The organism is Amycolatopsis sp. NPDC004378 (assembly GCF_053602455.1).
Window position 1 is genome coordinate 1 of sequence record NZ_JBSGDR010000028.1, and the last position, 25,684, is coordinate 25,684.

Genomic DNA, 25,684 nt, shown 5'->3' on the forward strand with positions numbered 1-25,684 from the left:
CCGCTATGCCAAACGCGCCGCCTATTACCAGGCTGAGCTCACCATCGCCGCAATCGTGCTCTGGCTCCGATGACTTACAGGACAGCTCCTAGGCGGTGCACCCGCAGCGCCAGCTGGATCTCCAGGGCACGCTCCGGCGCCTGCCAGTCCTCCCCCAGCAGCGACGCCACCCGCTCCAGCCGCTGGACCACCGTGTTGACGTGGACGTGCAGCACGTCCTTCGTGCGCGCGAGTTGCGAACCGCTCGCGAAGTACGCCCGCAGCGTCGCGACCAGTTCGGTGCCGCGGCGCGCGTCGTAGTCCAGGACGGGCCCGAGCGTCCGGCGGACGAACCCGTCGAGGTCGGCGTGGTCGCCCAGCACCTGCCCGAGAAAACCGAGCCCCGCCATCGCCGCGCCTTCGCCGGTCCGGCCCAGCGCGAGCAGCGCCCGCACGCAGCGCGCCGCTTCCGCGTGGGCCTCCGCGATCGCCGACGGCCCGCTCGCCGGCCCGGCGGCACCGACGGTGACCGGGCGGCCGGTCGCCGCGCCGAGGTCGGCCGCCACGCGGCGCGCCAGCTCGTCCGGGTCGCCCGCGCCGAGCAGCACGACCTCCTCCGCGTGCACGCCGACCAGTGTGGCGTGCCGGGCGGCCGCGCTCGCCAGGCGCCGCCGCGAACCGCCGTCCGCGTGCGCGACGAGCACCGCGTGCGGCGCCGAAAGGTCGATCCCCAGCCGGCGGCCGCGTGCCAGCAGCGCCCGGGGGTTGCGGTCGGGCGCGGTGAGCAGGTCGGTCAGCAGCTCGCCGCGGACCTCGTCTTCGGCCCGCACCACCGAACGCCGCAGCATCAGCAGCAGCGCCGTCACCACGCCCGCGCGTTCGAACAGCCGCCGGTCGGGGTCGGTCAGCCCGTCGCGGCCGGCCAGCACCAGGCTGCCGAGCAGTTCGGGACCGGCCTGCACCGCGCACACCCAAGTGTCCCTTGTGGACACCGCACGTCCGGCGGCGCGGGCCGCGGCGAGCGCGTCGCGGTCGAGCGCGACCGGCGCCGACGAGCTCGCCAGCAGCGCGCCGTCGGCGTCGTACACCGTGAGGTCGCCGTGCAGCACCCCGGCGACCGCGGCCGCGACGTCCGGCAGGTCGCCGCCGCGCAGCACGAGGTCGGTGAGCCGGTCGTGCGCGTCCTGGGCGCGTTCCATCGCTTCGTTGTGCGCGCGGATCGTCGCGTTGGCCTCGTTGAGCTCCGCGACGGCGCGGCGCGTCTGGTCGAGCAGGTTCGCGCTGTCGAGCGCGATCGCGGCGTGGTCGGCGAGCGACGACAGCAGCGCCACCTCGTCCGCGGAGAACTCCCGCGTCGAGCGGTCGGACGCGAAGAGCACGCCGAGCACCTTCGGCCCGATCGCCAGCGGGACGCCGAGGATCGCGGTCAGGCCCTCGTCCTTGACGCCGGAGTCGATGTGCCGGGTGTGCTTGAACCGGTCGTCGTTGAAGTAGTCCGACGTGGCGTACGGCCGCGCGGTCAGGGCGACCAGCCCGCCGAGGCCCTCCCCCATGCCGAGCACGATCTGCTGGAACTCCGCCGAGACCGACCCGTCGCTGACCCGGACGTAGGTCTTGTTCTCGGCTTCACGGTTCAGCGACAGGTAGGAGACGTCGACGTTGAGCAACGCCCGTGCCCGCCGGACGATCGAGCGCAGCACGGTGTCCGGATCGGACAGTGCGGCCAGCTCGCTCGCGGTGTCGAACAACGCGCCGAGCTGGGCCTCGCGCCGCCGGTGCTCGGCGAGCGTCTCGCGGATCCGCAGCGCCAGCTCACCCGCGCTGGCCAGCTCGGCCAGGTCCGCCGCGCCGAGCGCGCCCTCGGCGCGGGCCGCCACGACGACGTGCGCCAGCTGCTCGGTGCTCGCCCCGGAGGCGAGCAGGTCGAGCAGCCGGCGCAACGCGTCGCTGGGTGCGGTCACGGCGGTCATGCTAGGGCGAAACGGCCGCCGTCTCCGCCCGAACGTCGTCATCGTGCAACGATTCGCCGCGCGTCTCGCGGGCCGCGAGCAGGGCGATCACCGTGAGGACGCACATCGCCGCGACGTACAGCGACACCGGCACGGTGCTGTGCCACGCCGAGAACAGCGCCACGGCGATCAGCGGCGCGACGGCCCCGGCGGCGATCGACGACAGCTGCCCGCCGACCGAAAGCCCGGTGTAGCGCACCCGGGTCGGGAACTGCTCGGCGAAGAACGCGGCCTGCGGGCCGTACATCGCGCCGTGCAGCAGCAGCCCGACGGTCGTGGCCAGCACGATCACCGCCGACGACTTCGTGTCCATCAGCGCGAAGAACGCGAAGCCCCACAACGCCATCCCGATCGCGCCGAACAGGTACACCGGGCGGCGGCCGACGCGGTCGGAAAGCGCACCCCACAGCGGGATCGTCACGAAGTGCACGGCCGAGCCGATGAGCACCGCGCTCAGGCCGACGCCCTTCGGCAGGTGCAGCCCGGTCGTGACGTACACGAGGATGAACGCGGTCAGCACGTAGTACGAGACGTTTTCGGCCATCCGCGCGCCGATCGTGATCAGCACCTGCCGCGAGTTGCGGCGGAACACCTCGACGACCGGGACGTGCTTTTCGGCGCGCTTCTCGGCCTGCTCCTGGGCGGCGAGGAACACCGGCGACTCGGCCACGGCCAGCCGGATCCACAGCCCGATCAGGAGCAACACCCCCGACAGCAGGAACGGCACGCGCCAGCCCCAGGAGAGGAACGTCGCGTCGGACTGCGTCGCGGACAGGATCGCCAGCACCGCGGTGGCCAGCAGGTTGCCGCCGGGGGCACCGCACTGCGGCCAGCTCGCCCAGAAGCCGCGACGGCGGTCGTCGCCGTGCTCCGAGACGATCAGGACGGCACCACCCCACTCGCCGCCGAGCGCGAAGCCCTGGATGAGCCGGAGGAAGGTGAGCAGCAGCGGAGCAGCGACACCCGCGGCCGCGTACGTCGGCAGGACGCCCATCAGGCACGTCGAGCCGCCCATCAGCACCAGGCTGACGATGAGCAGCTTCTTGCGCCCGAGCCGGTCGCCGTAGTGGCCGAACACCAGGCCGCCGACCGGGCGGGCCAGGAACCCGACCGCGTAGGTCAGGAACGCCAGTAGCGTGCCGGTCAGCGGGTCCGCCGTCGGGAAGAACAGCTTGTTGAACACCAGCGCGGCGGCCGAGGTGTAGAGGAAGAAGTCGTACCACTCGATGGTGGTGCCGATCAGGCTCGCGCCGACGATCTTGGCGATCGCCGACCGGTGGGGTTGGCTCACTGCGGGCTCCACTTCCTTGTGGTTGGGCGGGTTCACGCGGCGGACCAGCCGCCGTCGAGCGGGATGGAGGCCCCGGTGACGTGGCCGGCGTGCGGCGAGCACAGCCACGTCACCAGGGAAGCGACGTCCCCGGGTTCGATGAGCTTCTTGATCGCCGCGCGCTTGAGCAGCACCTCGGCGACGACGGCGTCGCGCGGGATGTCGTGCTCGGCGGCCTGGGCGTCGATCTGCCCGTCGACCAGCGGTGTCCGGACGTAGCCGGGGTTCACGCAGTTGCTCGTCACGCCGTGCTCGGCACCTTCGAGGGCGGCGACCTTCGAGAGGCCCTCCAGTCCGTGCTTCGCGGCGACGTACGCGGCCTTGAACGGCGACGCGCGCAGCCCGTGCACGCTCGACATGTTGACGATCCGGCCGAAGCCCCGGGCGTACATCGCCGGGAGCGTGCGGCGGATCAGGAGGAAGGGAGCGGTGACCATCAGCGCCTGGATCCGGGCGAACTCCGCGGGCGGGAAGTCCTGGATCGGCGCGACGTGCTGGATCCCGGCGTTGTTGACCAGGATGTCGACCTCGGCGGGGAGGCCGTCGATCGCGGCGGGGTCGGTCAGGTCGGCCGCGTGCGCCCAGCCGCCGACCTCGGTGGCGGCGGCTTCGGCGTTGCGGGCGTCGACGTCGACGACGTGCACCTTGGCCCCGGCCGCGGCGAGGGCCCGGACGCAGGCCAGGCCGATGCCGCCGGCCCCGCCGGTGACGAGGGCGGTGCGCCCGTCCAGATCGCTGGTCATGGACGGGAACGGTAAGCGTGACCCGGGTCGCGGACCATGTGCGCGGCCGCCACAACCGCACAAGATCCTGTGGTTACGGCCGACAGTCCGCCAGCACCGACAGATAGTGCACGTTGGTCATGACACCCAGGAGGTTGCCGAACGGGTCGACCACCGACGCCGTCACGAACCCGGGTCCGCGCTCGGTGACCGGCTCGTACTCCTTCGCGCCCAGCGCGAGCAGCCGCGCGACGGTCGCCGCCAGGTCGTCGACGTGCCAGTAGACGAGCGCGCCACCGCGCTCGGCGGGACCGTACTTCCCGTCGACGAGCCCCAGTTCGTGCTGGTAGTCGCCGATCCGGAACTCGGCGTACCCCGGGCGTTCGAAGTAGGGCTCGACCCCCAGGAACTCCGTGTACCAGACCTTCGCGGCTTCGTGGTCGTCGGCGAAGTAGGAGACGGTGGCCATTCCTCGCAGCATGTTCCTGCTCCTCTCAAGCGGTGTGGAGCCATCATGCGGAGGCAAAGTGCTCATCGAGTGCGCACTTTGTTTGCGACACTTCTGCCATGCGCGCCGACCGTCTCGTGGCCACCCTGCTGCTGATGCAGACGCGCGGCCGCGTCACCGCCGCCGAGGTCGCCGCCGAGCTGGAGGTCTCGGTCGCGACCGCCCGCCGCGACCTCGAAGCGCTCTCGACGGCCGGGGTGCCCGTCTACCCCCAGCCCGGCCGCGGCGGCGGCTGGCAGCTCGTCGGCGGCGCGCGGACCGACCTGTCCGGGCTCACCGCGCGGGAGGCGCAGGCGCTGTTCCTCCTGGCCGGACCGGCGGCGGCCACGCCCGAGGTCAAGTCGGCGCTGCGGAAGCTGATGGGGGCCCTGCCCGGCACGTTCCGCGCGGACGCCGAGGCGGCCGCCGACGCGGTGGTCGTCGACCACGCGGGCTGGGGCGAGCGCGCCAAGGACCGGCCGCCGATGGTCGGGCTGCTGCGGGACGCCGTCATCGCGCGCCGCCGCGTCCGGCTCGCCTACGCCGGGCGCGAGCGGTCCGAGCGGCTCGTCGACCCGTGGGGCCTGGTCGACAAGGACGACGTCTGGTACCTCGTGGCGGGAACCGCGAAGGGCAGGCGGACGTTCCGGGTCGACCGGATCGTCGCGGCCACGCCGACCGGGGAGACCGCGGACCGCCCGTCCGAACTCGAGCTGGCGAAGGTGTGGGAAGAGGTCGTCGAGGAGGTCGAGAAGCGGCGTTCGCCGCTGACCGCGGACGTCGTGCTCGACCGCCGCCACTTCGGCGTGCTGCGCGACCGGTTCGGCCGGCACTGCGAGCTGGTCGCGGACCTGCCCGGCGACCGCGTCCGGGCGCGGGTGGCCGCGGCGGCGCCGGTGATGATCGCCCAGGAGCTGGCGGGCTGGGGCGCGCTCGTCGACGTCGAAGGCCCGGAATCGGTGAAAGCCGAGCTGGCACGCCTGGGGGCGGAGCTGGTTGCCCGGTATACCCCATCAGGTCCGGAATGACGTGTTCGGGTGTCAGGACGAGGTAAAGGGACGGTTCACGACATCGGCGGCGCACTGCGTGTGCACGCTGTGCCCGTTATGCTCGGTGAACGGCGTTAATCACTCCACAGTGGACATTAGGAAGACCTACTACGAGTGTCCGTTACCCACCGGTATCTGGCCGTTCGGAGTATCCGTGATCACCCGTTTGCTGCTACTGTGACGCCTCCGTGACCTGAACGTGTGTTCGGTGACACTCCGGTGAGGGCAGACGTAATGCGTGACGATGTGGTCGAGGCGAGTGCCGTGGTCGGACACACGCCGGACGTGGTGTGGCAGATCGTCGGATCGCCGGAGTGGTACTCGCGGTTCGTGCCGGAGATCAGCGGGTGCGAGGTCCACGAGCACGCGGCGCGCGGCCGCGGTCCCCGGGGCACGATCCGGATCGTCCCCGAACGCGGACCGATGCTGGAGGCGCAGGTCCAGGCCGTCGTGTACCGGCCGGGCGAGCACGTCGTGTGGTGCGGCGTCCCCGACGAGGGCACCTGGGTCTCGCTGGAGCTGAGACCCCTGGCGGGCGGCCGGACGGAGCTGTTCGTCCGGATGATGCTGTCGCCGGCGTACCAGGACCTGGTGTCTTCGGTGAAGAAGGACGTCCGCGCGCTCGGCCGCCGGCTCGACCTCTACCTGTCCGGGCAGCCCGACCCCGACGCCGACCGCGACGGCAACAAGGCCACCAAGCTGCGCACCACGAGCGTCCTGCTGCGCGCGGGCGTGCTCAGCGCGGGCCGGCCGGACAAGCTGGCGCGCCAGCTCAACTCCCTCGCGCAGTGGGGCGCCACCATCGCGGGCGGCTACCAGGCCGCCGCGGCCCGCGTCCCCGACGAGCCCGCCCTCCACGACGAGCGCAGCCTCCGCACCTTCCGGCAGGTCCAGGACCGCAGTGACCGCCTCGCCAACGGCCTGAGCGAACTCGGCGTCACCGAGCGCGACCGGATCGCCCTGATGTGCCGCAACCACGGCGCGATGGTCGAGTCGTTCGTCGCCGCCAGCAAGCTCGGCGCCGACGTCGTGCTGCTGAACACCGGTCTGTCCGCGGCGTCGGTCAGGGACGTGATCGCCGAGCACAAGCCGACCGCCGTGCTGGCCGACGACGAGTTCGCGCAGACCATCGCCAACGTCCCGGGCGAGTTCGCCCGGATCAGCACCTGGCCGGACGCCGAGACCGGCTACCCGACCGTCGACGAGCTGATCCACGCCGCCCCCGCCGACCCGCCCAAGCCGGTCGACCGGCCGGGCCGGCTGATCGTGCTCACCTCCGGCACCACCGGGACGCCGAAGGGCGCGCGCCGCCCGACGCCGAAGGGCCTGGGCTCCGCCGCGGCGATCCTCGACCGCATCCCGCTGCGCGCCGGCGACCGGATCCTGGTGGCGGCGCCGCTGTTCCACAGCTGGGGCCTCGCCGCGATGCAGATCGGCATGGCGCTGCGCGCGTCGCTGGCCATGATCCGCAAGTTCGACGCCGAAGAGACGCTGCGGACGATCGCCGAGCAGAAGTGCGGCGCGCTGTTCGCCGTGCCGATCATGCTGCAGCGCATCATGGACCTGCCCGAGCGGGTCCGCGCGCGCTACGACCTCTCGTCGCTGCGGATCGTCGCGAGCAGCGGCTCGGCGATGTCCGGCGCGTTCGTCACCCAGTTCATGGACACCTTCGGCGACGTCCTCTACAACTTCTACGGCTCGACCGAGGTGTCCTGGGCGAGCATCGCCGACCCGGCCGACCTGCGGGCGGCGCCGACCACGGCGGGCCGCTGCCCGCTCGGCACGCGCGTCGCGATCCTCGACGAGGACCGCAAGCCGGTCCCGCCGGGCGGCGAGGGCCAGATCTTCGTCGGCAACGACATGCTGTTCGAGGGCTACACGAACGGCACCGACCCGGCGCGCGCGGCGGACCTGATGGCCACCGGCGACGTCGGCTACCTCGACGCGGCGGGCCGCCTGTTCGTCACCGGCCGCGCGGACGAGATGATCGTTTCCGGCGGCGAGAACGTGTTCCCGCGCCCGGTCGAAGAAGCGCTGGTGGCGCTGCCCGGCGTGCACGACGCGGCGGTGGTCGGCGTGGCGGACGCGGAGTGGGGCCAGCGCCTCGCGGCGTACGTCGTCCCGCGGCGCGGCGCCTCACTGCACGCGGAGGACATCCGGGCCTACATCCACCAGCGGCTGGCCCGGTTCGCCGTGCCGCGCGACGTGTACTTCGTGCCCGACCTGCCCCGCAACGCGACGGGCAAGATCCTCAAGCGCCTGCTGCACGACGACACGTGGCCGGTGACCTCGGACTACTGATGCCCGAGCACACCCCGGACGGCCGCTACGTCGTGATCGACGGCCGCCGCTGGCGCGCGACCGACCCCGAGATCCCGGACGACGTCCGCGACCGCCTGCAGAAACACCTGATGGCGGCCCGGCGCGTCCAGGATCGAGGGCGCGTCCAGACGGCGAAGGTGGCGTTGGGCGAACGCGGCGAGCCGTGGTGGGAGCAGACGTCCGCGCAACGCCGCCGTCGGTGGGAGAGCGGCCTGGCCGAGCTGGATCAGCCGACGGGCTGACGCAGCACGGTCTTGAGCCTCGCCGGGTCGGTCTTCCGCGGATCGCCGAGGTAGACCTCGTGGTGCAGGCCGGTCGGCTTCAGTCCCTGCTGCTCGAGGAACTCGTGGTGCAGCCGGGCCAGCAGGGGACCTTCGTCGTCGTAGGAGCCGACGTGGAGCGCCTGTGCGCACCGGCCTTCGCGCAGCTTCTCGAGCCGGACCGGCGCGTCGATCTTCTTCTTGCGCCGCACCGATTCGCGCGCTTCTTCGACGGCGTCTTCGCCGATCCACGCGGGTTGTGAGATCAGCATCGTCCACTGCCAGAAATCCTTGGCGCGCACGGTGAACGCCGTGTAGTCCTCGGCCCACCACAGGCCTTCCAGCGGGCCGACGACGAAGTCTTCGCCGGTCCGCTTCGCCGTCATCTTGATCGTGTAGGCGAAGGCGTACAGGGCTTCGACGGCTTTCTTGTAGGCCCCGGCGGTGTTGGGGTTGCCGCGGCCGTCGAGGGCCAGGAACTGCTGTTCGGGAACGTCGACCAGCGCCCAATCGAGGTTCTTCGGCGCGTAGAGCTGTTTCAGGTCTTTCTTGACGTCGTAGGGCATCAGAACGTCCTTCCGGCCAGCCACCGGGCCTCCGCATCGAGCTGCAGGATCGAGTAGTCGAAGATCGCCCGGACGAACGGCGGCACGTCGGCCTCGGCCGCGCGCCGGACCTCGGCCAGCCGCTCCTGGACGGCTTCCGCGCGCCGGGCCAGCGCGGACGCGAGCCGGTCCGGTGCGATGGCCGGGCTGTTCGCCAGCCCGACCAGCACGGGCGGGTGCAGCGGGCGCAGTTCGGCGATCGCCGCCTCCGCGGCTTCCGCGCACGCCTGACGGCCCGCTTCCGTCGCCGTGAAGATCTTCTTGGCCTTCGCGTGCGCGCGCTCCCCCGCGACTTCCGCGACCAGACCGCGGTCGCGGAGTTTGCCCAGCACGTAGTAGATCGAGCTGAACCCGAGCGCGGTCCAGTCGCGCATGCCCCGCTCGGACACGACTTCGTCCAGCTCGTAGCCGTGCCTCGGCTGCTCGGCGAGCAGGCCGAGCACCGTGAGTTCCGCGTCGGTCAGCACGTCGGTATTCTAGTACTGGAATACGGCAGGCTGTCCACGGCGCCGAAAATTGTCGGTGGGTGCTGGCATGCTTCTCCGGGTAAGCCACTCCGGGCCACTAGCCTGGGGAAACCGACCGGAAGGCAACGGAAACCAGTGGGGGGACAGGTGGTGACGGCGGTGCCGTGGACCGCGGAACGCGTGGCCGGGCTCGCGCCGGATCCCGCTTCGGAGAAGGCGGGCCGGGCGCTCGCCGCACCGGCGAGGTGGTCCGGCGCGGGGGCGTCCGAAGACGCCGTGTGGGGCTTCTGCCAGGGCAGCGGCAAGAAGCCGTACCAAACGTGCGTCGAGCTCGCCGAGCCCGCGTTCCGGTGTTCCTGCCCCAGCCGGAAGTTCCCGTGCAAGCACGCGCTCGGGCTGCTGATGCTGTGGGCCGCGAGGCAGGTCGACCCGGCCGAGCCGCCCGAATGGGTGCACGCCTGGCTCGCCGAACGCGCCGATCGCGCCCGCCGGGCGGAGAAACGCGCCGAGGCGGCGGGCCCGAAGGACGAAGAAGCCGCCGCGCGGCGTGCCGGCGAACGGGCCGCGCGCGTGGAAGGTGGCGTCCTGGAGCTGAAGATCTGGCTGACCGACCGGATCGGCGCGGGCTTCGCCGGGTTCGAGCGCAGTGGCGGCGAGGAGCTGCGCACGGTCGCCGCGCGGATGGTCGACGCCCAGGCGTCCGGCCTGGCCGGCGGGCTGCGGCGGGCGGCCGGGATCGTCGGCCGCCGCGACTGGCCGGAGGCCCTGCTCGGCGAGCTGTCGCTGCTGTACCTGCTGGCGGACGCGGCGACCCGGCTGGACGACCTGCCGCCGTCGCTGGCCGAAACCGTCCGCACGCGGCTGGGCTTCTCGGTCGAGACGGCTCGGGTGCTGGAAAGCGGCGAGCGCGTGTCGGACGACTGGCTGATCACGGGCGCGGCCGACGAGGAGAACGACCGGCTGCTCACGCGGCGCACGTGGCTGCGCGGCCGCCGGACGGGCCGGGACGCGCTGGTGCTGTCGTTCGCGCCGCCGGGCCGTCCGCTGGATTCGTCGTTGCCGGCCGGGCATTCGCTGACCGCGGAGCTGGCGTTCTACCCGGGCGCCGCACCGCTGCGCGCGCTCGTGGCCGAGCGCGGCATCCCGGCCGCGGCCCCGGCCGCCGACGGCGGCTCGATCGAAGACGCGCTGGCGGCGTACGCGCGGGCGATGGCCGCGGACCCGTGGCTGGAACGCTGGCCCGTCCTGCTTTCCGGGGTCACGCCCGCGGAGCACGCCGACGGCTGGTGTCTGTCCGAAAAGGACGGAACCGCGCTGCCGCTGGTGCCGTACGCGTTCCCGTGGTCGCTGCTGGCGATGTCCGCGGGCCGGCCGCTGACGGTGGCCGGCGAGTGGAGCCCCGCGGGGCTGCGGCCGCTGACGTGCTGGCACGAGGACCGGGCGGTGCGCCTGTGAAAGCCTGGGAAGACCTCGTCGGCACCGCCCTGCTCGGCACCCGCCGCCGGGCCGTGGACCCGGACACGCAGCCGGCTGCGGTCCGGGAGCTCATCACGGACCGCCGCGAACCCGCCGAGCAGCTGCTCGCCGCGGCGGCCGTGCTCACCACCTACCGCCGGGCCGGGCGGCAGCCGCTGCGCGACGTCCGGCCGCTGCCCGTGGCCGCGGCCGACGAGCGGCCCTTCGTCCCGCCGCTCGCGCGGGAACGGCTGGCCCGGCTGCTGGCCGCGAGCCACCCGGACCTGCTGCTGGAGTGGCTCGGCATCGTCGCGGGCACGGACTACCGCGTCCCGCCGGAAACCCTGCCGCTGCTCGCCGAAGCCGCCCGCAGCAAGGCCGCCCTGCGCGGCCCGCTCGTCACGGTCGCGGGCCCGGTCGGGGCGTGGCTCGGCCAGCGGAACCCGGACTGGGCCTTCCTTTCCGCGCCACCGGAAGAGTCCGGGGACGTCTGGCAGTACGGCAGCCTCGCCCAGCGCCGCCGCTGGCTCGCCGCCGAGCTGGCCGAAGATCCGGAAGCCGCCCGCGAAGCGCTCACCTCGTCGTGGAAGAGCGAGCCCGCCGACGTCCGGGCGGACTTCCTCGGCGTGCTCGCCGGGCACGTCCGCGCCGAAGACGAGGCCTTCCTCGAAGCCGCGCTGTCCGACCGCGCGGCCGCCGTCCGCGAACGGGCCGCCGACCTGCTCGGCCGGCTGCCGGGCACGCGCTACGGCGAAACGATGGCCGGACGGCTGCGGCCGCTGGTCCGCCGGCGCGGGCGGGTCCTCGAAATCTCGGTGCCCCCGGGGGAACGCGGTGAGGGCACCGTCCGGCTGCGCGCGCTCGTCGCGGCCGCTCCGCTGGCCTTCTGGACCGAGTTCGGCCCGCCAGCCGAAGTGGTCCGGATGGCCGTCGAGGGCTGCCCGGCCGGCGTGCTGCGCGACTCCTGGGCCACCGCGGCCCTGCGCCAGCGCGACGAAACCTGGGCGCAGGCGCTCATCGGCGCCGATCCCGGCGGGCGCACCACGCCACCCCTGCTCGGCGTGCTGAGCCCGGCCGGGCAGGCCGCCACGGTCGGGCACCTGGTGAGCCGGCTGCCCACCGAGTCGTTCGCGCGGCTGGTGCACGAGCTGCCCCGGCCGTGGACGAAGGAGCTCGGCACCGCCCTGCTCGACTGGATCGCCCGCCAGGACGACCACCGCCTGGTCTCGCACGCCGCCGTCGTGATCGCCCGCGCGGTCCCCGCGGCCTGCCTGCGGCACCCGCTGGCCACCACCCGGCTGACCATGGACGCCGGTCCGTGGCGCCGGGCGCTCACCGAAACGCTGAACTTCCGCCGCGAAATGTACGAGGAGCTCGCATGACCGCCCCCACCGTCCTCCGGCCGCACGCCGAACAGGACCACGCGGCCGAGTTGGCCGCGCTGGCCGCCGCCGACGACCGGGCCAAGCCGCCGCACTGGAACCTGTCGCCGTGGGCCGTCGTCGAGTACCTGCTCGGCGGCACCCTGCCGGACGGCACGGTGATCACGCCGAAGTACGTCGGCCCGCGGCGGCTGATCGAGGTCGCCGTCGCGACGCTGGCCACCGACCGCGCCCTGCTCCTGCTCGGCGTGCCCGGCACGGCGAAGACGTGGGTGTCCGAACACCTGTCGGCGGCGATCAGCGGGGACTCGACGCTGCTGGTGCAGGGCACCGCGGGCACGTCCGAGGAGTCCATCCGCTACGGCTGGAACTACGCCCGGCTGATCGCCGAGGGCCCGAGCCCGGCCGCGCTGGTCGAAAGCCCGGTGCTGCGCGCGATGCGGGACGGCAAGCTCGCCCGGCTCGAGGAGCTCACCCGCATCCCGGCCGACGTCCAGGACTCGCTGATCACCATCCTGTCCGAGAAGACCCTGCCGATCCCGGAGCTGGGCACCGAGGTGCAGGCGCGGCCGGGCTTCAACCTGATCGCGACGGCGAACAACCGCGACAAGGGCGTCAACGAGCTGTCGAGCGCGCTGCGGCGGCGGTTCAACACCGTGGTGCTGCCGCTGCCGGACACCGCCGAGGCGGAGATCGAGATCGTCAGCCGGCGGGTCGCCGAGCTGGGCACGTCGCTGGAGCTGCCCGCGGAGGCCGCCGAGCTCGCCGAGATCCGCCGGGTGGTCACGGTGTTCCGTGAGCTGCGCTCGGGCCGCACCGAAGACGGCCGCACGGCGGTGAAGTCCCCGTCCGGCACGCTGTCCACGGCCGAGGCGATCAGCGTGCTCACCGGCGGGCTCGCGCTGGCCGCGCACTTCGGCGACGGCGTGCTGCGCCCGCACGACGTCGCGGCCGGCATCCACGGCGCGGTGGTCAAGGACCCGGTGGCCGACCGCGCGATCTGGATCGAGTACCTGGAGACGGTCGTGCGCGAGCGCGAAGGCTGGGCCGACTTCTACCGGGCGGGCCAGGAGATCTCGTGACCTCGACCCACCTGCTCGGCATCCGCCACCACGGCCCGGGATCCGCCCGGGCCGTGGCGACGCGGCTCGCCGAACTGGAGCCCGACGTGGTGCTGATCGAGGGCCCGCCCGAGGCCGACGCGCTCGTCGAGCTGACCGAAGACCCGGCGATGGCGCCGCCGGTCGCCCTGCTGGCGTACGCGACCGACGACGTCTCGCGGGCCGCGTTCTGGCCGTTCGCCGTGTTCAGCCCCGAGTGGCAGGCGCTCGCCTACGCGCGCGAGGCCGGGATCCCGGTGCGGTTCTGCGACCTCCCCGCGGCGAACACGTTCGCCGCGGGGCCGGACGAGCACGGCGGGCCGCCGGGCGATCCGCTGGCGGCGCTGGCCTCCGCCGGCGGCTACGACGACCCGGAACGCTGGTGGGACGACGTCGTCGAGTCCCGGCGCGGCGCCGAGAACCCGTTCGAGGTGATCGCCGAGGCGATGACCGCGTTGCGGGAGGACGAAAAACCGCCGCGGGGCAACGAAGCCCGGCGCGAGGCGTACATGCGCTCGGTGCTGCGCCGCACCCGCAAGGACGGCTTCGAGAACATCGCCGTCGTCTGCGGGGCCTGGCACGTGCCCGCGCTGAGCGACCCGCTGCCGCCGGCGTCGCACGACCAGGCTGTCCTCAAAGGACTCCCGAAGCGGAAGGTCGCCTGCACCTGGGTGCCGTGGACGCACGGGCGCCTCGCCACGGCCAGCGGCTACGGCGCGGGCGTGCGGTCGCCGGGCTGGTACCACCACCTGTTCACCACGGCCGAGGACGTCACCACGCGCTGGCTGTCCGGCGTGGCCGCGGTGCTGCGGCAGGAGGACCTGCCCGTCTCGACCGCGCACGTCATCGAGGCGGTCCGGCTGGCGGAAACCCTCGCCGCGCTGCGCGGGCGGTCGTCGGCCGGGCTCGCCGAGGTCACCGAAGCCACCCGGTCCGTGCTGTGCGGCGGGGACGAGGTGCAGGTCGACCTCGTCACGCGGCGGCTGGTCGTCGGCGAACGGCTCGGCGAAGTGCCCGACCGGGTGCCGCAGCCCCCGCTGGCCGCGGACCTGACGGCGACGGCGCGGCGCCTGCGGCTCAAGAAGGACCCGATCGCCAAGGAGCTCGACCTCGACCTGCGCACGCCCGGCGGGCTCGACCGCTCGAAGCTGCTGCACCGGTTGCGGATCCTCGAGATCGACTGGGGCACCCGCGAGGTGTCGGCGCGGCGGAACAAGGGCACGTTCCGGGAAACCTGGGCGCTCGCCTGGGAGCCGTCGTTCGAGGTCGACCTGGTCGCGGCGGCCGTGCACGGCACCACCGTGCCCTCGGCGGCCACCGCCGTCGTCCGCGCCACGGTCGAGGGCACGCCCCCGCTCGACGAGGTCACCACGGCCGTCGAGAACTGCCTGCTCGCCGACCTGCCGGAAGCCCTGCCCGAAGCCCTCGCGGCGCTCGACGCGCGGGCGGCGGCGGACGCCGACGTCGCACGGCTGATGGGGGCCCTGCCCGCGCTTGCCCGGGCGACCCGCTACGGCAACGTGCGCGGCACCGACACCGGCGCGCTGGGCGCGGTCGCCGACCGCATGCTCGACCGGATCTGCGCCGGCCTGCCGCCGGCGACGCACGGGATCGACGACGACGCCGCGGCCCGGATGGCCAAGCTCGTCGACGGGGTGCACGACGCGACATCCCTGCTGGGTGAAGACGCGAAGCACCGCTGGCTGACGGCGTTGGCTCGGCTGGCGGAACGGCCGTCCCTGCCCCCGCTGCTCGCGGGCCGGCTCACCCGGATCCTGCACGACGCCGGGCTCCTGGACGCGCTCGACATCGAACTGCGGCTGGGCCGGGCCCTCACGCCCGGTATCGCGCCGTCGGCGGGCGCGGCGTACGTCGAAGGCTTCTTCGACGGCGGCGCGCTGCTGCTGGTGCACGACGAGGGCCTGCTGCGGGTGATCGACGCCTGGCTCGCGGGGATCCACGACGACGTCTTCACCGAGGTGCTTCCGTTGCTGCGCCGCACGTTCGGCGCGTTCAGCGGGCCCGAGAAACGGGCCATCGGGCACCGCGCGGCCGGGCTCACCGGCACCGCGCCGGTCGTCACGGTGGCCGCCGAACTGGACGAGGACCGGGCGGAGCGCGTGCTGCCCGTCCTGGCGACGCTGCTGGGGGTGGGGGCATGAGCGTGGACGCCGATCGCGTGCGGCGCTGGCGGCTGGTGCTGGGTGGCGAAGGCGCGGGCCCCGGCTCGGGGCTGGCCGAAGCCGAACTGTCCGAAGAGGACAGTGGGGTCGACGCGGTGCTGGCCGCGCTCTACGACAAGCCCGACGACGAGGAGACGGGCGGGCCGCGCAGCGCGAACCTGGGCGCGTCGGCGCCGCGGGTCGCGCGCTGGCTGGGCGACATCCGCCGCTACTTCCCCAGCACCGTCGTGCAGGTGATGCAGCGGGACGCCGTCGACCGGCTGGGGCTGACCCGGATGCTGCTGGAGAAGGAGCTGCTCTCGGCGGTCGAGCCGGACGTCCACCTGGTCGGCACGCTGCTCTCGCTGAACGGCGTGCTGCCCGAGGAGACCAAGGAGACCGCGCGCGAGGTCGTCCGGAAGGTCGTCACGGAGCTGGAGGAGCGGCTCGCCGAGCGCACCCGGGCGGCGATCAAGGGCGCGCTCGACAAGGCGTCCCGGACGCACCGGCCGCGGCCCGGCGACGTCGACTGGGCGCGCACCATCCGCGCGAACCTCAAGCACTACTCCCCCGAGCTGCGCACGATCGTGCCGGAGAAGATGATCGGGTTCGGCCGGCGTCAGCAGGCCGTGCAGCGGGACGTGATCCTGGCGGTCGACCAGTCGGGCTCGATGGCGGAGTCGGTGGTGTACTCCGGGCTGTTCGGCGCGGTGCTGGCGTCGATGCGGGCGCTGAAGACGTCGTTCGTCGCGTTCGACACCGAAGTAGCGGACCTCACCGAGCACCTCGCCGACCCGGTCGACGTCCTGTTCGGCACCCAGCTGGGCGGCGGCACCGACATCAACCGGGCGATCGCGTACTGCCAGAGCCTGGTCGGCCGGCCCGAGCAGACGCTGCTGGTGCTGATCAGCGACCTCTACGAGGGCGGCGACGAGGACGAGCTGCTGCACCGGATCGGCGAGCTGGTGAGCGCGGGCGTCCAGGTGGTGACACTGCTGGCCCTGTCCGACTCGGGTGCGCCGTCGTACGACCACGAGAACGCGGCGGCGCTGGCGGAGCTGGGTGTCCCGGCGTTCGCGTGCACTCCGGACCAGTTCCCGGAGCTGATGGCGGCCGCCGTCCGCGGCGACGACCTGCAGTCCTGGGTCGCCCGCGAGACCAGCTGAGTTGCGGAATGAAACCTGGTCGCCGATGGTTGAGGAGGGCGTGGGGTCAGTTCCCCAGGAAGGACGGCTCGCCATGAAGGTCCGCAGCTCGATCCGCTCGCTCGCCCGCCAGCCGGGTGCTCAGGTCATCCGCCGGGGGGCGAAGGTGGTCGTGATCAACAAGGACAACCCGCGCCTGAAGGCTCGTCAGGGCTGACTCGGCGCTGCTGCACGGCGGAAGCGCATCACCCCGTCGTCGACGCGGTTGAAGCGCATGTCCGCGAAGTCCAGCAGGTAGTTCTGGCGCATCATCCAGGGCCGCCGCTCGCCCTGCTTCGGCAGGCCGGGGGCGGCCCTTTTGATGTACCCCGAGGCCAGGTCGACGATCGGGCGAGGCCGGCCCGCCGTCGACGCCGAAGCCGCGTCCGGCAGGCAGAACGCGTACCCGTGGCGGTCGAGGTGCGCGAGCAGGCGGCACACGTACTGCGACGTCAGGTCCGCCCGCAACGTCCACGAGTTGTTCGTGTAACCCACGCACCACGCCAGGTTCGGGACGCCGCCGAACATCATGCCCTTGTACGCGCGCTGCTCCCCCGGCTCGATCGCCCGGCCGTCGACGGTCAGCTCGATCCCGCCGAACGCGACCAGCCGAAGCCCGGTCGCCGTCACGATGACGTCCGCTTCGAGGGAGCGTCCGGAGGACAAGAGCACCCCGGACGGCGTGAACCGCTCGATCCGGTCCGTCACGATGTCCGCTTTGCCCGACCGCAACGCCCGGAACAGGTCCGCGTCCGGGACCAGGCACAGCCGCTGGTCCCAGGGGTGGTAGTCCGGCACGAAGTGCGGGTCGACCGGGATCGACGCCGGCAACTGCGCCGCCACGCGCTTGCGCAGCGCCAGCGACGCCTTCTCCGGCAGCCGCCGCATGAGCTGGAAGAACACCGTCCCCATGACGACGTTCTTGCCCCGAACCAGCCGGTGCGCGAGCCTCTCCGGCAGGTGCGCGCGGATCCGGTCGGCGAGCGCGTCGCGCCCCGGCCGCGCCACGATGTAGGACGGCGAGCGCTGCAGCATCGTCACGCTGGCCGCCTCCCCCGCCATCGCCGGAACCAGGGTCACGGCCGTCGCGCCGCTGCCGATCACCACGACGCGTTTGCCGGCGTAGTCCAAGCCCGAAGGCCAGTGCTGCGGGTGCACGATCGCGCCCGCGAACTCCGCACGACCCGGGAAGTCGACGACGTGCCCGGATTCGTAGGAGTAGTAACCACTGCACAGGTACAGGAAGCGGCAGGTGAACGTCGCGCCGTGCGCCGTCGAGACCGTCCACAGCGCGTCCGGCGACGACCACGACGCCCGCACCACGCGGTGGCCGAAGCGGATCCGGCCGGCCACACCGTGCGCGGCCGCCGTCTCGCGGATGTAGGCCAGGATCGACGGCCCGTCGGCGATGGCCTTCGGGTCCTTCCACGGGCGGAACGGGTAGCCGAGGGTGAACATGTCCGAATCGGACCGGACGCCCGGATAGCGGAAGAGGTCCCAGGTGCCGCCGATCGTGTCGCGCGCCTCGAGCACGGCGTACGTCTTGCCCGGCAGCCGTTCCTGGAGCCGGCAGGCCGCGCCGACGCCGGACAGGCCGGCGCCCACGATCAGGACGTCCACGTGCTCGGCGGTGGTCATGACCGCCAGCGTACCGAGCTGGGGACCCCGCCGGACCGGGTCGGGGCACCGGCCCGGCGGGGAAGCACCGCTACAACCGCACGACCTTCGTCGCGCCGAAGGTGCCCTTGAGCGGCACCACCACGGGCTTGCCGTGCACCGTCACCGTCACGCTGTCCTGCGTCTGCGTCGGGTCCGAAACGGCCAGCTGACGCCATCCGAGGGCGACCGACGCGGGCCCGGACACGCGCACGTCCCCGACCGAACCGGCCGCGAAGAAGTTCGCCAGCAGGGTGTCCCCGGTCTGGACGGCCTGGACCGTCGCGGTGTTGGCCCGCACCCGCCACGCCCAGGACGCGGTGAGCGTCCCGACCACCGAAGCACCCGGCAGCACCGCGTACGCGTAGGTCGCGTCGACCGGCTTCACGCCGTGCTCCAGCACCAGTTTCTGGTACCGGCGGGTGTTCGGCGTCGTCGTGCCCTTGGTGTTGGCGCCGGTGTCGATGTCGCGCCACGCGCCGGTCCGGTCCTCGCGCAGGGCCGTCACCGACGCGTCGTCCAGGAGCACGTACCCGCCGACGTTCTCCAAGTGCGCCCAGTGCGGCCGCAGCGCGGCGGCTTTCCCGAGATCGGCCGGCACACGGCGGCCGTCCACGAGCAGCGTGCCCCGGCCGCCTTCGCCCAGGTTGCGGTTTTCGATCGTGGTGCGCACGTTCGACGCCGACGTGCCGGTGATCCCGGCGCCGAGGCAGACGATCCCGTTCGGCGTGAAGAACCACGACTTCTTGGCGACCAGAGAGCCGTCCCAGGACTTGAAGTCCAGCGCGAAGGCGCCGTGCCTGTCGTCCCAGCGGACGCCACCCGTGTGGGTGTTGGGGCCCACCGGGACGCCGCCGAACTTCGGGTCGGGCGGGCCGTCGTTCTCGGTCGTGCCCGGCAGGAGCAGCGGGTCGACCGTCGGCCAGTAGGCGTCGGTGTAGTGGCCCTTGGCGTTCGGCAGGAACGTGTAGAGCACGCCGTCGCCGACGTAGTAGCCCTTGAGGTTCTGGCCGTTGATGGACTCGTAGCGCGAGATCCGCGTCGAGCTGACGCCCAGGGACGCCGACCAGTCGTCGGTGACGTGCAGCATCCGGTCCTGCTGGCCGAAGACGCGGTGCGTCGCGACGACCCGGGCCGGGCGCGCACCCGAGGCGAGCATGTCCTGTGCGAACTCGATGCCCGGCGTCGCCACCAGGTCCGGGCCGGGCGCGAACCGTTCGGGGTCCGGGATTTCGAGGAACGGCGCGTAGGTGCCTTCTTTGATCCACTTGGCGGCGAGGGCGTTCAGGTCGGTCTTCGTCTTGCCCGACGCCGTGCGGGCCAGGACGAGGGTCGCGACGGTGAGCTGGTGGCCGATGTCGTGGCCGGTCTCCCCCTGACGCGACAACATCCGGCCGCGCACCGGCTCAATCAGCGCGCCCGCGTAGACGAACGGCGCGAAGCTGTCCGCGACCAGCGCGTAGATCTTGTCCTTCAGCGGTTGCGGAAGTGCGTACTCGGTGCCCGCGGTGACGTGGATGGCGCCGGCCAGGGCGGTGAGCAGGACGATGCCGTAGTGGCCGGGGTACGGGATGGTGTCGTGCTGGATGAACGAGCCGTCGACGTGGAAGCCGTCGCCCGCCGCGCGGTCCAGCTTCGCGACGACGCTCGCCGCGCCCCCGCCCGCGACGTCGGTGAGCGCGTCGATGCCGGTCCTGATCCACGCGGTGTCGCCGATCAGCGCGCCGGCGACGATGGAGATCAGGGCCTTGTCGGCGCGGTTGGCGCCGGTCTCGACGAGCGAGGTGTTGTTCGCGCGGACGTTCGGGTTGCCGACGAACCGCTTGATCGGGCTGACGTACCGGGCCAGCTGCTCGGCGCTCAGCTGGTCGGCGACGACCGACAGCGTGTGCAGCACGTAGTACGGGACGCCGATCTCGTAGGTGTACCAGTTGCCGATCTCGCCGACGTTTTCGTTGTACTGGCTCGCGTGGATCAGCTCGAGCGCCGCCTTGATCCGGTCGAGCACCACCGGGTCGCCGGACAGCGCACCGCCCGGCGTGCCCCAGTCGACGGCGATCGCGCGCAGCCGCGCGTACATCGACGTCGTGTAGTCACTGCCCGGGCCGAGCGGCAGATCCGTCCACAGTGGAGCACCACCGCCGGCGACGGACATGCTCGCGTTGTACGCCTTGGCGACCCGGCCGAGGTTGGCGAGCGCTTGGGTGCGCTCGGGCGACGGCCGGTTGATGCCGGTCTGCAACTGCCGGTAGGCGGCGACGATCGGCGCGGTCGCCACCGGCACCCCGCTCGCGGCGGCGGGCACCGCAGGGGTGGCCGCCGAAGCGAACACCGGACGGGTGAGGAACACGGTGGAGGCGGCCGCCAGGGCGCCGCCGCGCAGGGCGTTTCTCCGGTTCACGGGCATGGCAATGCCTCCCAGGAAGACATCCTCGGCTTACGGGGAACGGGATTCAGTTGTACGGCGGCGGATTCGGCGCTCGGCACCGAAAACTGTCGGTGCCGAGCGATAGGCTGGAAACGGGGGGCGCCCCCGCGGGCTTGCGTGGCTCCGGCGCAGTGACTCCGGACTCGGTGACTCCGGACTCGGTTGCGCCGGACTCGGTTGCGCCGGGTTCAGCGGCGCCGAAACCTGTCGGTGCCGCACGGTAGAGTGGAAACCGGGGGGCGCCCCCGCGGGGGTCGGGCAATCAGCGGGTGCCGTCGGTGCGGCGGGGCAGCTGCCAGGGGTTGGCCTCCTGCAGGGGTTCGGGCAGCAGCGCGTCCGGGAAGCCCTGCCACGCGATCGGGCGCAGGAAGCGCTCGATCGCCGCAGTGCCGACGGACGTCGTGGTCGGGGCGGTCGTGGCCGGGTACGGGCCGCCGTGTTCCTGGGCCCAGCTCACCGTGACGCCGGTGGGCCAGTCGTTCCACAGCAGCCGCCCGGCGATGCGGCCCAGGGCCGGCAGCACCGGCCGGATCCAGTCCACATCGGACTCCTCGCCGTGGATCGTGGCGGTGAGCCCCGGTTCGATGACGTCGAGCAGGCGCAGCAGCTCGGCCTGGTCGGCGTAGGTGACGATCAGCGACGCCGGGCCGAAGCACTCTTCGTGCACGGTGTCGCCGCCTTCGAGGAACTGCTTGCCGGTCGTGGCCAGCAGGGTCGGCGTGAACGCGGGCGACGAAGACTCCGACGAAGACACCACCTCGACGCCAGGGACCTCCTTCAGCGAAGAAAGCTTGTCGGCGTACCCGGCGGCGATGCGGTCGTTCAGCATCGGCTGCGCCGCGGCACCGGCCAACGCGTCCTGCAAGGCCGAAGTCAGGTTGTGGTCCTCGGGCAGGAACAGCAGGCCCGGCTTGGTGCAGAACTGCCCGGCGCCGAGCGTGAACGAACCTGCATACCCCTTCGCGACGGCCTCCCCGCGCGCCGCGATGGCGGCCTCGGTGACGACGACCGGGTTGACGCTGCCCAGCTCGCCGTAGAACGGGATCGGCCGCGGCCGGGCGTTCGCGATGTCGAACAGCGCGCGCCCGCCCGGGATCGACCCGGTGAACGACGCCGCCGCGATCCGCGGATCCTTCAGGGCGGTGACGCCTTCCTCCTGGCCGAAGATCACGTCGAAGAGGCCCTCGGGCGCGCCCGCGCCGACCAGGGCCGCGCGCACGATCCGGCCGGTCAGCGCGGACAGCTCCGGGTGGCCCGGGTGGGCCTTGAGGATCACCGGGCAGCCCGCGGCCAGCGCGGACGCGGTGTCGCCGCCCGCGACGCTGAACGCGAACGGGAAGTTGCTGGCCGCGAACACCAGCACCGGGCCGATCGCGGTCTTGACGCGGCGGATGTCCGGACGCGGGCCCATCGGCCACTCCGGGTCGGCGTGGTCGACGGTGGCACCGAGGTACTCGCCGTCGGTGAGCACCTCGCCGAACAGGCGCAGCTGGAACGTCGTGCGCTTCAGCTCGCCCGCGAGCCGCGGCGACGCGGGCAGGTGCGTCTCGGCGTGGGCCAGCGGGACGAGCTCGTCCGCGGCGGCGTCGAGGGCGTCGGCCGCGGCGACGAGCCAGCGGGCGCGTTCGGCCGGGGTGGCCGCGGCGGCGGGGCGGGCGGCCGCGGCGGCCCCCGCCAGGATCTTCTCGAGCGTGGCGGCGTCGGTGGCCTGGCTCATGGGTGGAACAGCTCCTCGGTTTCATGGGCGGCGGCGGTGGCCGTGGCCAGGTCGCTCCAGCGACCCGGCCCGGCCAGGCCGAGGTGGTACAGGTGCAGCTCGGCCGCGCCCGCCTTGGCCAGCTCGCCGACGTAGGCGGCGATGTCCGGCACCGGCGTGGCGGCGACCGCGGTGATGTAGCTGCCGATCGCCACGCGCTCGGGCAGGGCCTCCCGGGCCGCGGCGACGGCGTCCGCCCCGGTGGCGGGCGCCCAGCCGAACAGCACGACGGCGTCGGCGTCGTCCGCAGCGGACGGCGTCAGTCCCGGCAGCGCGCCGGTGACCCACGGGTCGAGCGCGCCGTGCAGCACGATCCGGACACCGGCGGGCAGCGACGCCAGCACCGCGGCCCGCAGCGCGTCGGTGGCCGCCTGCCGGGCCCGCAGCAGCATCTGGGTCAGCGACGGCGGCAGGTCGTCGGCCGTCACGCCCAGGTCGCCGGTCGCGACCAGCCGCCGAACCTCCTCGACGAGCTGGGCCCGGACGGTGTCCGCGTCGACGTCCCACGAAGCAGCGCAGGCGTCGCAGCAGCAGATCGACAGCAGCCGGACCACGGCAGGCGCCCAGACACCGTCGGTTTTCTCGTGCTGGTGCTGGTGCACCACGCCGAGCGGCCCGCAGGCTTCGAGGATCACCGACGCCAGCTCGAGCCCGGCGACGGCCTCGGCCGTCAGATTCGCCGCGTACTCGCGCACGGCGGGCTGTGATGGGCACAGCGCCCAGGGGTAACTCTCGCCGAAGCAGTTGCGCACGGCGACGTCCGGGTGCTCGTAGCCGAGCTGGGAGTTGTGCGTCAGCACGATCCACGCGGCGGCCGGGATCCCGGCGTCGTTGAGCAGCCGTACGGCGTCACCGCCGGAATCCTCCGGCGAGACCCAGTCCGGAGTGGACGGACGCAGCGTCCCCCAGCCGTCGGGAACCGGGCGGTAGAACGCCGCATGCCGCGCGATCACCGCGGTCCCCGCGGCCGACCACGGCGTCGCCGCACGAGCGCTGTGGTACGACAGCGCGACGGCCACCTCGTCGACACCCAGATCCCGGGCGCGCGCGGCGAACCCGGACTCCAGGACGTCCCAGGGGTAGGCGTATCCGGTCACCTTCACCGGGTCACCACCTCGCCGTGTTCGGTTCGAACCCGTCGACGTACTGGCGCATGTAGGTCACGTCGTCCCGTTTGGTCAGTCCACATCGGACGTAGTTCTCGTGCAGCCGGGCCAGCGCGTCCTCGTCCAGCTTGACGCCCAGCCCCGGCGTCGTCGGCACCGCGACGGCGCCCTCGCGGAACTCCAGCACGCCCGGCTCGATGACGTCCTCGACCTTCCACGGCCAGTGCGTGTCGCAGGCGTAGGTGAGATGGGGCGTCGCCGCGGCGACCTGGACCATCGCCGCCAGGCTGATCCCGAGGTGGCTGTTGGAGTGCATCGACAGGCCGACGCCGAAGCTCTCGCACGTCGTCGACAACGACTGCGTCGCGCGCAGGCCGCCCCAGAAGTGGTGGTCCGACAGCAGGACACCGATGGCGCGCGCCCGGAAGCCGGGATCGATGTCGCCGAAGTTCACCACGCACATGTTGGTGGCCAACGGCATCGACGCTTCGGCGGCGACCTGCGCCATGCCTTCGATGCCCGGCGTCGGGTCTTCGAGGTACTCCAGGACACCGTCGAGCTCGTGGGCCACGCGGATGCCGGTCCGAGGAGTCCACGCGCCGTTCGGGTCGATCCGCAGCGGGTGGCCCGGGAACGCCTCGGCCAGCGCGCGGATCCCGTCGACCTCCTGGCCGGGCTCGAACACCCCGCCCTTCAGCTTGATCGAGCTGAAGCCGTACTCGTCGATCATCCGCTTCGCCGAGCCCACCAGGGTTTCCGGCGTGGTGATCTCGCCCCAGGTGTCCTCGCGGCCGTCGACGTGCTTGCCGTACTTGTAGAACAGGTACGCGGAGAACTCGACGGCGTCACGCGCCTTGCCGCCGAGCAGGTCGGTGATCGGCCGGCCGAGGTACTGGCCCTGCGCGTCCAGGCAGGCGACCTCGAACAGCGAATAGACGCTCGCCACGGTCTTGCGGATGGAGAACCCGCCGATCAGGCCGTGCGCGTCGGTCAGCACCGTGCCGGACAGGGCCTCGGCGACCAGCCGCTGCAGGCCGGGCAGGTCGAAGACGTCGTGGCCGCGCAGCTGCGGCAGCACCTTCCGCACCTCGCCGAGGAACGCACTGTCCCCATAGGACTCGCCGAGTCCGACGATGCCGTCCTCGCACTTCACCTGGACGACGCTGCGCAGCGCGAAGGGCTCGTGCACGCCCATGACGTTGAGCAGCGGCGGGTCGGCGAACGCGACCGGCGTCAGCACCACATCGAGGATCTTCATCAGCCCAGCGCCTTCAGCGTCACGAAGCCGTCCTCCACGATCTTCTCGAGCCGGCGGATCTGCTCCGGCGTCGGCTCGACCAGCGGCGGCCGGACCGGGCCGACCTTGTCGCCGCGCAGCCGGGCGGCGGCCTTCACCAGCGAGACGGCGAAGCCGGGCGTCTCGTCGCGCAGCGCCACCAGCGGCAGGTAGAAGCCGGTCAGCAGCGCGTCCATCACGCGGGTGTCGCCCTCGCCGAGCGCGCGGTGGAAGCGGTGCGCGATCTCCGGCGCGAAGCAGTGCACCGCCGAGGAGTAGCGGGCGACGCCGATCGACGCGTACGCCTTGGCCGAGACCTCGGCGGTCGGCAAGCCGTTGAAGAACAGGAAGTCCCGCGCGCGATCGGTGTCGAGCGAGCGGATCGTGGTGACGATCCGGGTCATCACCTCGACGTCGCCGTAGCCGTCCTTGAGTCCCACGACCGAGGGAATCTCGAGCAGCGCCGCCGCGGTCGGCGCGGTGTACACGCCGGTGCCGCGGTGGTAGACGATGACCGGCACGGACGAGTCGCCGACGGCGTACCGGGCGAAGTCGACCAGGCCCGACGGCGGCCCGGTGACCAGGTACGGCGGCAGCAGCAGGACGCCGTCGGCGCCCCCGGCCTGCGCCGCCGCGACGCCGGCCCGAGCCGACGCCGCGCCGCCGCCCGCGCCCACCCAGACCGGCACGCGGCCGGCGGCCACCTCCCGGGTCCGGGTGAGCACGGCGGCGTGCTCCTCGGGCGAGAGCGAGCTGAACTCGCCGGTGCCGCACGCGACGAACAGCGCACCGGCGCCGGCCGCGATGTGGCTCTCCACGTTCTCCGCGAGCGCGTCGAGGTTGACCTCGAGGTCCTCGGTGAACGGGGTGAGGGGGAACGCCAGCAGGCCGTCCAGCTCGATCTCGTTCTGTGCCATCAGTTTCCGCTCTTTCGTCCTTGTTCGGTTCG

General features: G+C 72.8%; 21 protein-coding genes. 9 read left to right on the forward strand and 12 right to left on the reverse strand.

The window, feature by feature from the left end; all coding sequences use genetic code 11:
- Positions 1-74: 74 nt before the first annotated feature.
- The 4 genes from ACWEN0_RS43655 to ACWEN0_RS43670 form a co-directional block, all read right to left on the reverse strand.
- Positions 75-1,949: a helix-turn-helix domain-containing protein gene (locus tag ACWEN0_RS43655; protein WP_451986903.1), complete on the reverse strand. Its 1,875-nt coding sequence runs from the start codon at positions 1,947-1,949 to the stop codon at positions 75-77.
- Position 1,950: 1 nt separating this feature from the next.
- Positions 1,951-3,279 (reverse strand): MFS transporter, encoded by a 1,329-nt coding sequence (locus ACWEN0_RS43660; RefSeq protein ID WP_451986904.1) that lies wholly within the window; start codon positions 3,277-3,279, stop codon positions 1,951-1,953.
- A 32-nt stretch (positions 3,280-3,311) separates the two neighbouring features.
- Positions 3,312-4,061 (reverse strand): 3-hydroxybutyrate dehydrogenase, encoded by a 750-nt coding sequence (locus tag ACWEN0_RS43665; protein ID WP_451986906.1) that lies wholly within the window; start codon positions 4,059-4,061, stop codon positions 3,312-3,314.
- Between the two features lie 73 nt (positions 4,062-4,134).
- Complete coding sequence (locus ACWEN0_RS43670; RefSeq protein WP_451986908.1) at positions 4,135-4,521, reverse strand: VOC family protein; 387 nt, start codon at positions 4,519-4,521, stop codon at positions 4,135-4,137.
- A gap of 86 nt (positions 4,522-4,607) precedes the next feature.
- Here ACWEN0_RS43670 and ACWEN0_RS43675 point away from each other — a divergent pair, with 86 nt between their 5' ends.
- The 3 genes from ACWEN0_RS43675 to ACWEN0_RS43685 all read left to right on the forward strand — a co-directional run bounded on the left by ACWEN0_RS43675 (position 4,608) and on the right by ACWEN0_RS43685 (position 8,140).
- A complete protein-coding gene (locus ACWEN0_RS43675) occupies positions 4,608-5,555 on the forward strand; it encodes a helix-turn-helix transcriptional regulator (RefSeq protein WP_451986910.1) in 948 nt (315 codons plus the stop codon).
- Between the two features lie 255 nt (positions 5,556-5,810).
- Complete coding sequence (locus tag ACWEN0_RS43680; RefSeq protein ID WP_451986912.1) at positions 5,811-7,877, forward strand: AMP-binding protein; 2,067 nt, start codon at positions 5,811-5,813, stop codon at positions 7,875-7,877.
- Positions 7,877-8,140, forward strand: a complete 264-nt coding sequence (locus ACWEN0_RS43685; protein WP_451986914.1) for a hypothetical protein — start codon at positions 7,877-7,879, stop codon at positions 8,138-8,140. The genes ACWEN0_RS43680 and ACWEN0_RS43685 overlap by 1 nt, the downstream gene beginning before the upstream one ends.
- Here ACWEN0_RS43685 and ACWEN0_RS43690 read toward each other — a convergent pair.
- The gene (locus ACWEN0_RS43690; RefSeq protein WP_451986916.1) at positions 8,125-8,724 is read right to left on the reverse strand and encodes a GyrI-like domain-containing protein; all 600 of its coding nucleotides are present in this window, start codon (positions 8,722-8,724) and stop codon (positions 8,125-8,127) included. The genes ACWEN0_RS43685 and ACWEN0_RS43690 overlap by 16 nt on opposite strands.
- Positions 8,724-9,230: a PadR family transcriptional regulator gene (locus ACWEN0_RS43695; protein ID WP_451986918.1), complete on the reverse strand. Its 507-nt coding sequence runs from the start codon at positions 9,228-9,230 to the stop codon at positions 8,724-8,726. The genes ACWEN0_RS43690 and ACWEN0_RS43695 overlap by 1 nt, the downstream gene beginning before the upstream one ends.
- A 159-nt stretch (positions 9,231-9,389) precedes the next feature.
- On the opposite strand from ACWEN0_RS43695, the gene ACWEN0_RS43700 reads away from it, so the two are divergent.
- The 6 genes from ACWEN0_RS43700 to ACWEN0_RS43725 all read left to right on the forward strand — a co-directional run bounded on the left by ACWEN0_RS43700 (position 9,390) and on the right by ACWEN0_RS43725 (position 16,691).
- Positions 9,390-10,685, forward strand: coding sequence for an SWIM zinc finger family protein (locus ACWEN0_RS43700; protein ID WP_451986920.1), 1,296 nt, complete (start codon positions 9,390-9,392; stop codon positions 10,683-10,685).
- Positions 10,682-12,067: a DUF5691 domain-containing protein gene (locus ACWEN0_RS43705; protein WP_451986922.1), complete on the forward strand. Its 1,386-nt coding sequence runs from the start codon at positions 10,682-10,684 to the stop codon at positions 12,065-12,067. Before ACWEN0_RS43700 ends, ACWEN0_RS43705 begins: the two co-directional genes overlap by 4 nt.
- Positions 12,064-13,149 carry an ATP-binding protein gene (locus ACWEN0_RS43710; RefSeq protein WP_451986924.1) on the forward strand — a complete coding sequence of 362 codons (1,086 nt, stop codon included), beginning with the start codon at positions 12,064-12,066 and terminating at the stop codon, positions 13,147-13,149. Before ACWEN0_RS43705 ends, ACWEN0_RS43710 begins: the two co-directional genes overlap by 4 nt.
- Entirely contained in the window at positions 13,146-15,329 is a 2,184-nt protein-coding gene (locus ACWEN0_RS43715) for a DUF5682 family protein (protein ID WP_451986926.1), read from the forward strand. The genes ACWEN0_RS43710 and ACWEN0_RS43715 overlap by 4 nt, the downstream gene beginning before the upstream one ends.
- Positions 15,326-16,495 (forward strand): VWA domain-containing protein, encoded by a 1,170-nt coding sequence (locus ACWEN0_RS43720; protein WP_451986928.1) that lies wholly within the window; start codon positions 15,326-15,328, stop codon positions 16,493-16,495. The genes ACWEN0_RS43715 and ACWEN0_RS43720 overlap by 4 nt, the downstream gene beginning before the upstream one ends.
- 73 nt (positions 16,496-16,568) lie before the next feature.
- Positions 16,569-16,691: a ribosomal protein bL36 gene (locus ACWEN0_RS43725; protein ID WP_451986930.1), complete on the forward strand. Its 123-nt coding sequence runs from the start codon at positions 16,569-16,571 to the stop codon at positions 16,689-16,691.
- On the opposite strand, the gene ACWEN0_RS43730 is transcribed toward ACWEN0_RS43725, so the two are convergent.
- The 6 genes from ACWEN0_RS43730 to ACWEN0_RS43755 all read right to left on the reverse strand — a co-directional run bounded on the left by ACWEN0_RS43730 (position 16,682) and on the right by ACWEN0_RS43755 (position 25,652).
- Positions 16,682-18,151 (reverse strand): flavin-containing monooxygenase, encoded by a 1,470-nt coding sequence (locus ACWEN0_RS43730; protein WP_451986932.1) that lies wholly within the window; start codon positions 18,149-18,151, stop codon positions 16,682-16,684. The genes ACWEN0_RS43725 and ACWEN0_RS43730 overlap by 10 nt on opposite strands.
- A gap of 70 nt (positions 18,152-18,221) precedes the next feature.
- Entirely contained in the window at positions 18,222-20,576 is a 2,355-nt protein-coding gene (locus ACWEN0_RS43735) for a polysaccharide lyase 8 family protein (RefSeq protein WP_451986934.1), read from the reverse strand.
- 283 nt (positions 20,577-20,859) lie between these two features.
- The gene (locus ACWEN0_RS43740; protein ID WP_451986936.1) at positions 20,860-22,314 is read right to left on the reverse strand and encodes an aldehyde dehydrogenase (NADP(+)); all 1,455 of its coding nucleotides are present in this window, start codon (positions 22,312-22,314) and stop codon (positions 20,860-20,862) included.
- The gene (locus tag ACWEN0_RS43745) at positions 22,311-23,456 is read right to left on the reverse strand and encodes a hypothetical protein (RefSeq protein WP_451986938.1); all 1,146 of its coding nucleotides are present in this window, start codon (positions 23,454-23,456) and stop codon (positions 22,311-22,313) included. The genes ACWEN0_RS43740 and ACWEN0_RS43745 overlap by 4 nt, the downstream gene beginning before the upstream one ends.
- A 4-nt stretch (positions 23,457-23,460) precedes the next feature.
- On the reverse strand, positions 23,461-24,717 hold the full coding sequence (locus ACWEN0_RS43750) for a glucarate dehydratase family protein (protein ID WP_451986940.1): 1,257 nt from the start codon (positions 24,715-24,717) through the stop codon (positions 23,461-23,463).
- Positions 24,717-25,652, reverse strand: a complete 936-nt coding sequence (locus ACWEN0_RS43755; RefSeq protein WP_451986942.1) for a 5-dehydro-4-deoxyglucarate dehydratase — start codon at positions 25,650-25,652, stop codon at positions 24,717-24,719. The genes ACWEN0_RS43750 and ACWEN0_RS43755 overlap by 1 nt, the downstream gene beginning before the upstream one ends.
- Between the last annotated feature and the right edge of the window lie 32 nt (positions 25,653-25,684).

Bases quoted from the DNA above. Each gene is read 5' to 3' on its own strand.
- ACWEN0_RS43690 (WP_451986916.1), bottom strand. From the start codon at position 8,724: ATGCCCTACGACGTCAAGAAAGACCTGAAACAGCTCTACGCGCCGAAG.
- ACWEN0_RS43685 (WP_451986914.1), top strand. From the start codon at position 7,877: ATGCCCGAGCACACCCCGGACGGCCGCTACGTCGTGATCGACGGCCGC.
- ACWEN0_RS43675 (WP_451986910.1), top strand. From the start codon at position 4,608: ATGCGCGCCGACCGTCTCGTGGCCACCCTGCTGCTGATGCAGACGCGC.
- ACWEN0_RS43665 (WP_451986906.1), bottom strand. From the start codon at position 4,061: ATGACCAGCGATCTGGACGGGCGCACCGCCCTCGTCACCGGCGGGGCC.
- ACWEN0_RS43730 (WP_451986932.1), bottom strand. From the start codon at position 18,151: ATGACCACCGCCGAGCACGTGGACGTCCTGATCGTGGGCGCCGGCCTG.
- ACWEN0_RS43720 (WP_451986928.1), top strand. From the start codon at position 15,326: ATGAGCGTGGACGCCGATCGCGTGCGGCGCTGGCGGCTGGTGCTGGGT.
- ACWEN0_RS43725 (WP_451986930.1), top strand. From the start codon at position 16,569: ATGAAGGTCCGCAGCTCGATCCGCTCGCTCGCCCGCCAGCCGGGTGCT.
- ACWEN0_RS43710 (WP_451986924.1), top strand. From the start codon at position 12,064: ATGACCGCCCCCACCGTCCTCCGGCCGCACGCCGAACAGGACCACGCG.
- ACWEN0_RS43740 (WP_451986936.1), bottom strand. From the start codon at position 22,314: ATGAGCCAGGCCACCGACGCCGCCACGCTCGAGAAGATCCTGGCGGGG.
- ACWEN0_RS43655 (WP_451986903.1), bottom strand. From the start codon at position 1,949: ATGACCGCCGTGACCGCACCCAGCGACGCGTTGCGCCGGCTGCTCGAC.
- ACWEN0_RS43680 (WP_451986912.1), top strand. From the start codon at position 5,811: ATGCGTGACGATGTGGTCGAGGCGAGTGCCGTGGTCGGACACACGCCG.
- ACWEN0_RS43670 (WP_451986908.1), bottom strand. From the start codon at position 4,521: ATGCTGCGAGGAATGGCCACCGTCTCCTACTTCGCCGACGACCACGAA.
- ACWEN0_RS43735 (WP_451986934.1), bottom strand. From the start codon at position 20,576: ATGCCCGTGAACCGGAGAAACGCCCTGCGCGGCGGCGCCCTGGCGGCC.
- ACWEN0_RS43750 (WP_451986940.1), bottom strand. From the start codon at position 24,717: ATGAAGATCCTCGATGTGGTGCTGACGCCGGTCGCGTTCGCCGACCCG.
- ACWEN0_RS43755 (WP_451986942.1), bottom strand. From the start codon at position 25,652: ATGGCACAGAACGAGATCGAGCTGGACGGCCTGCTGGCGTTCCCCCTC.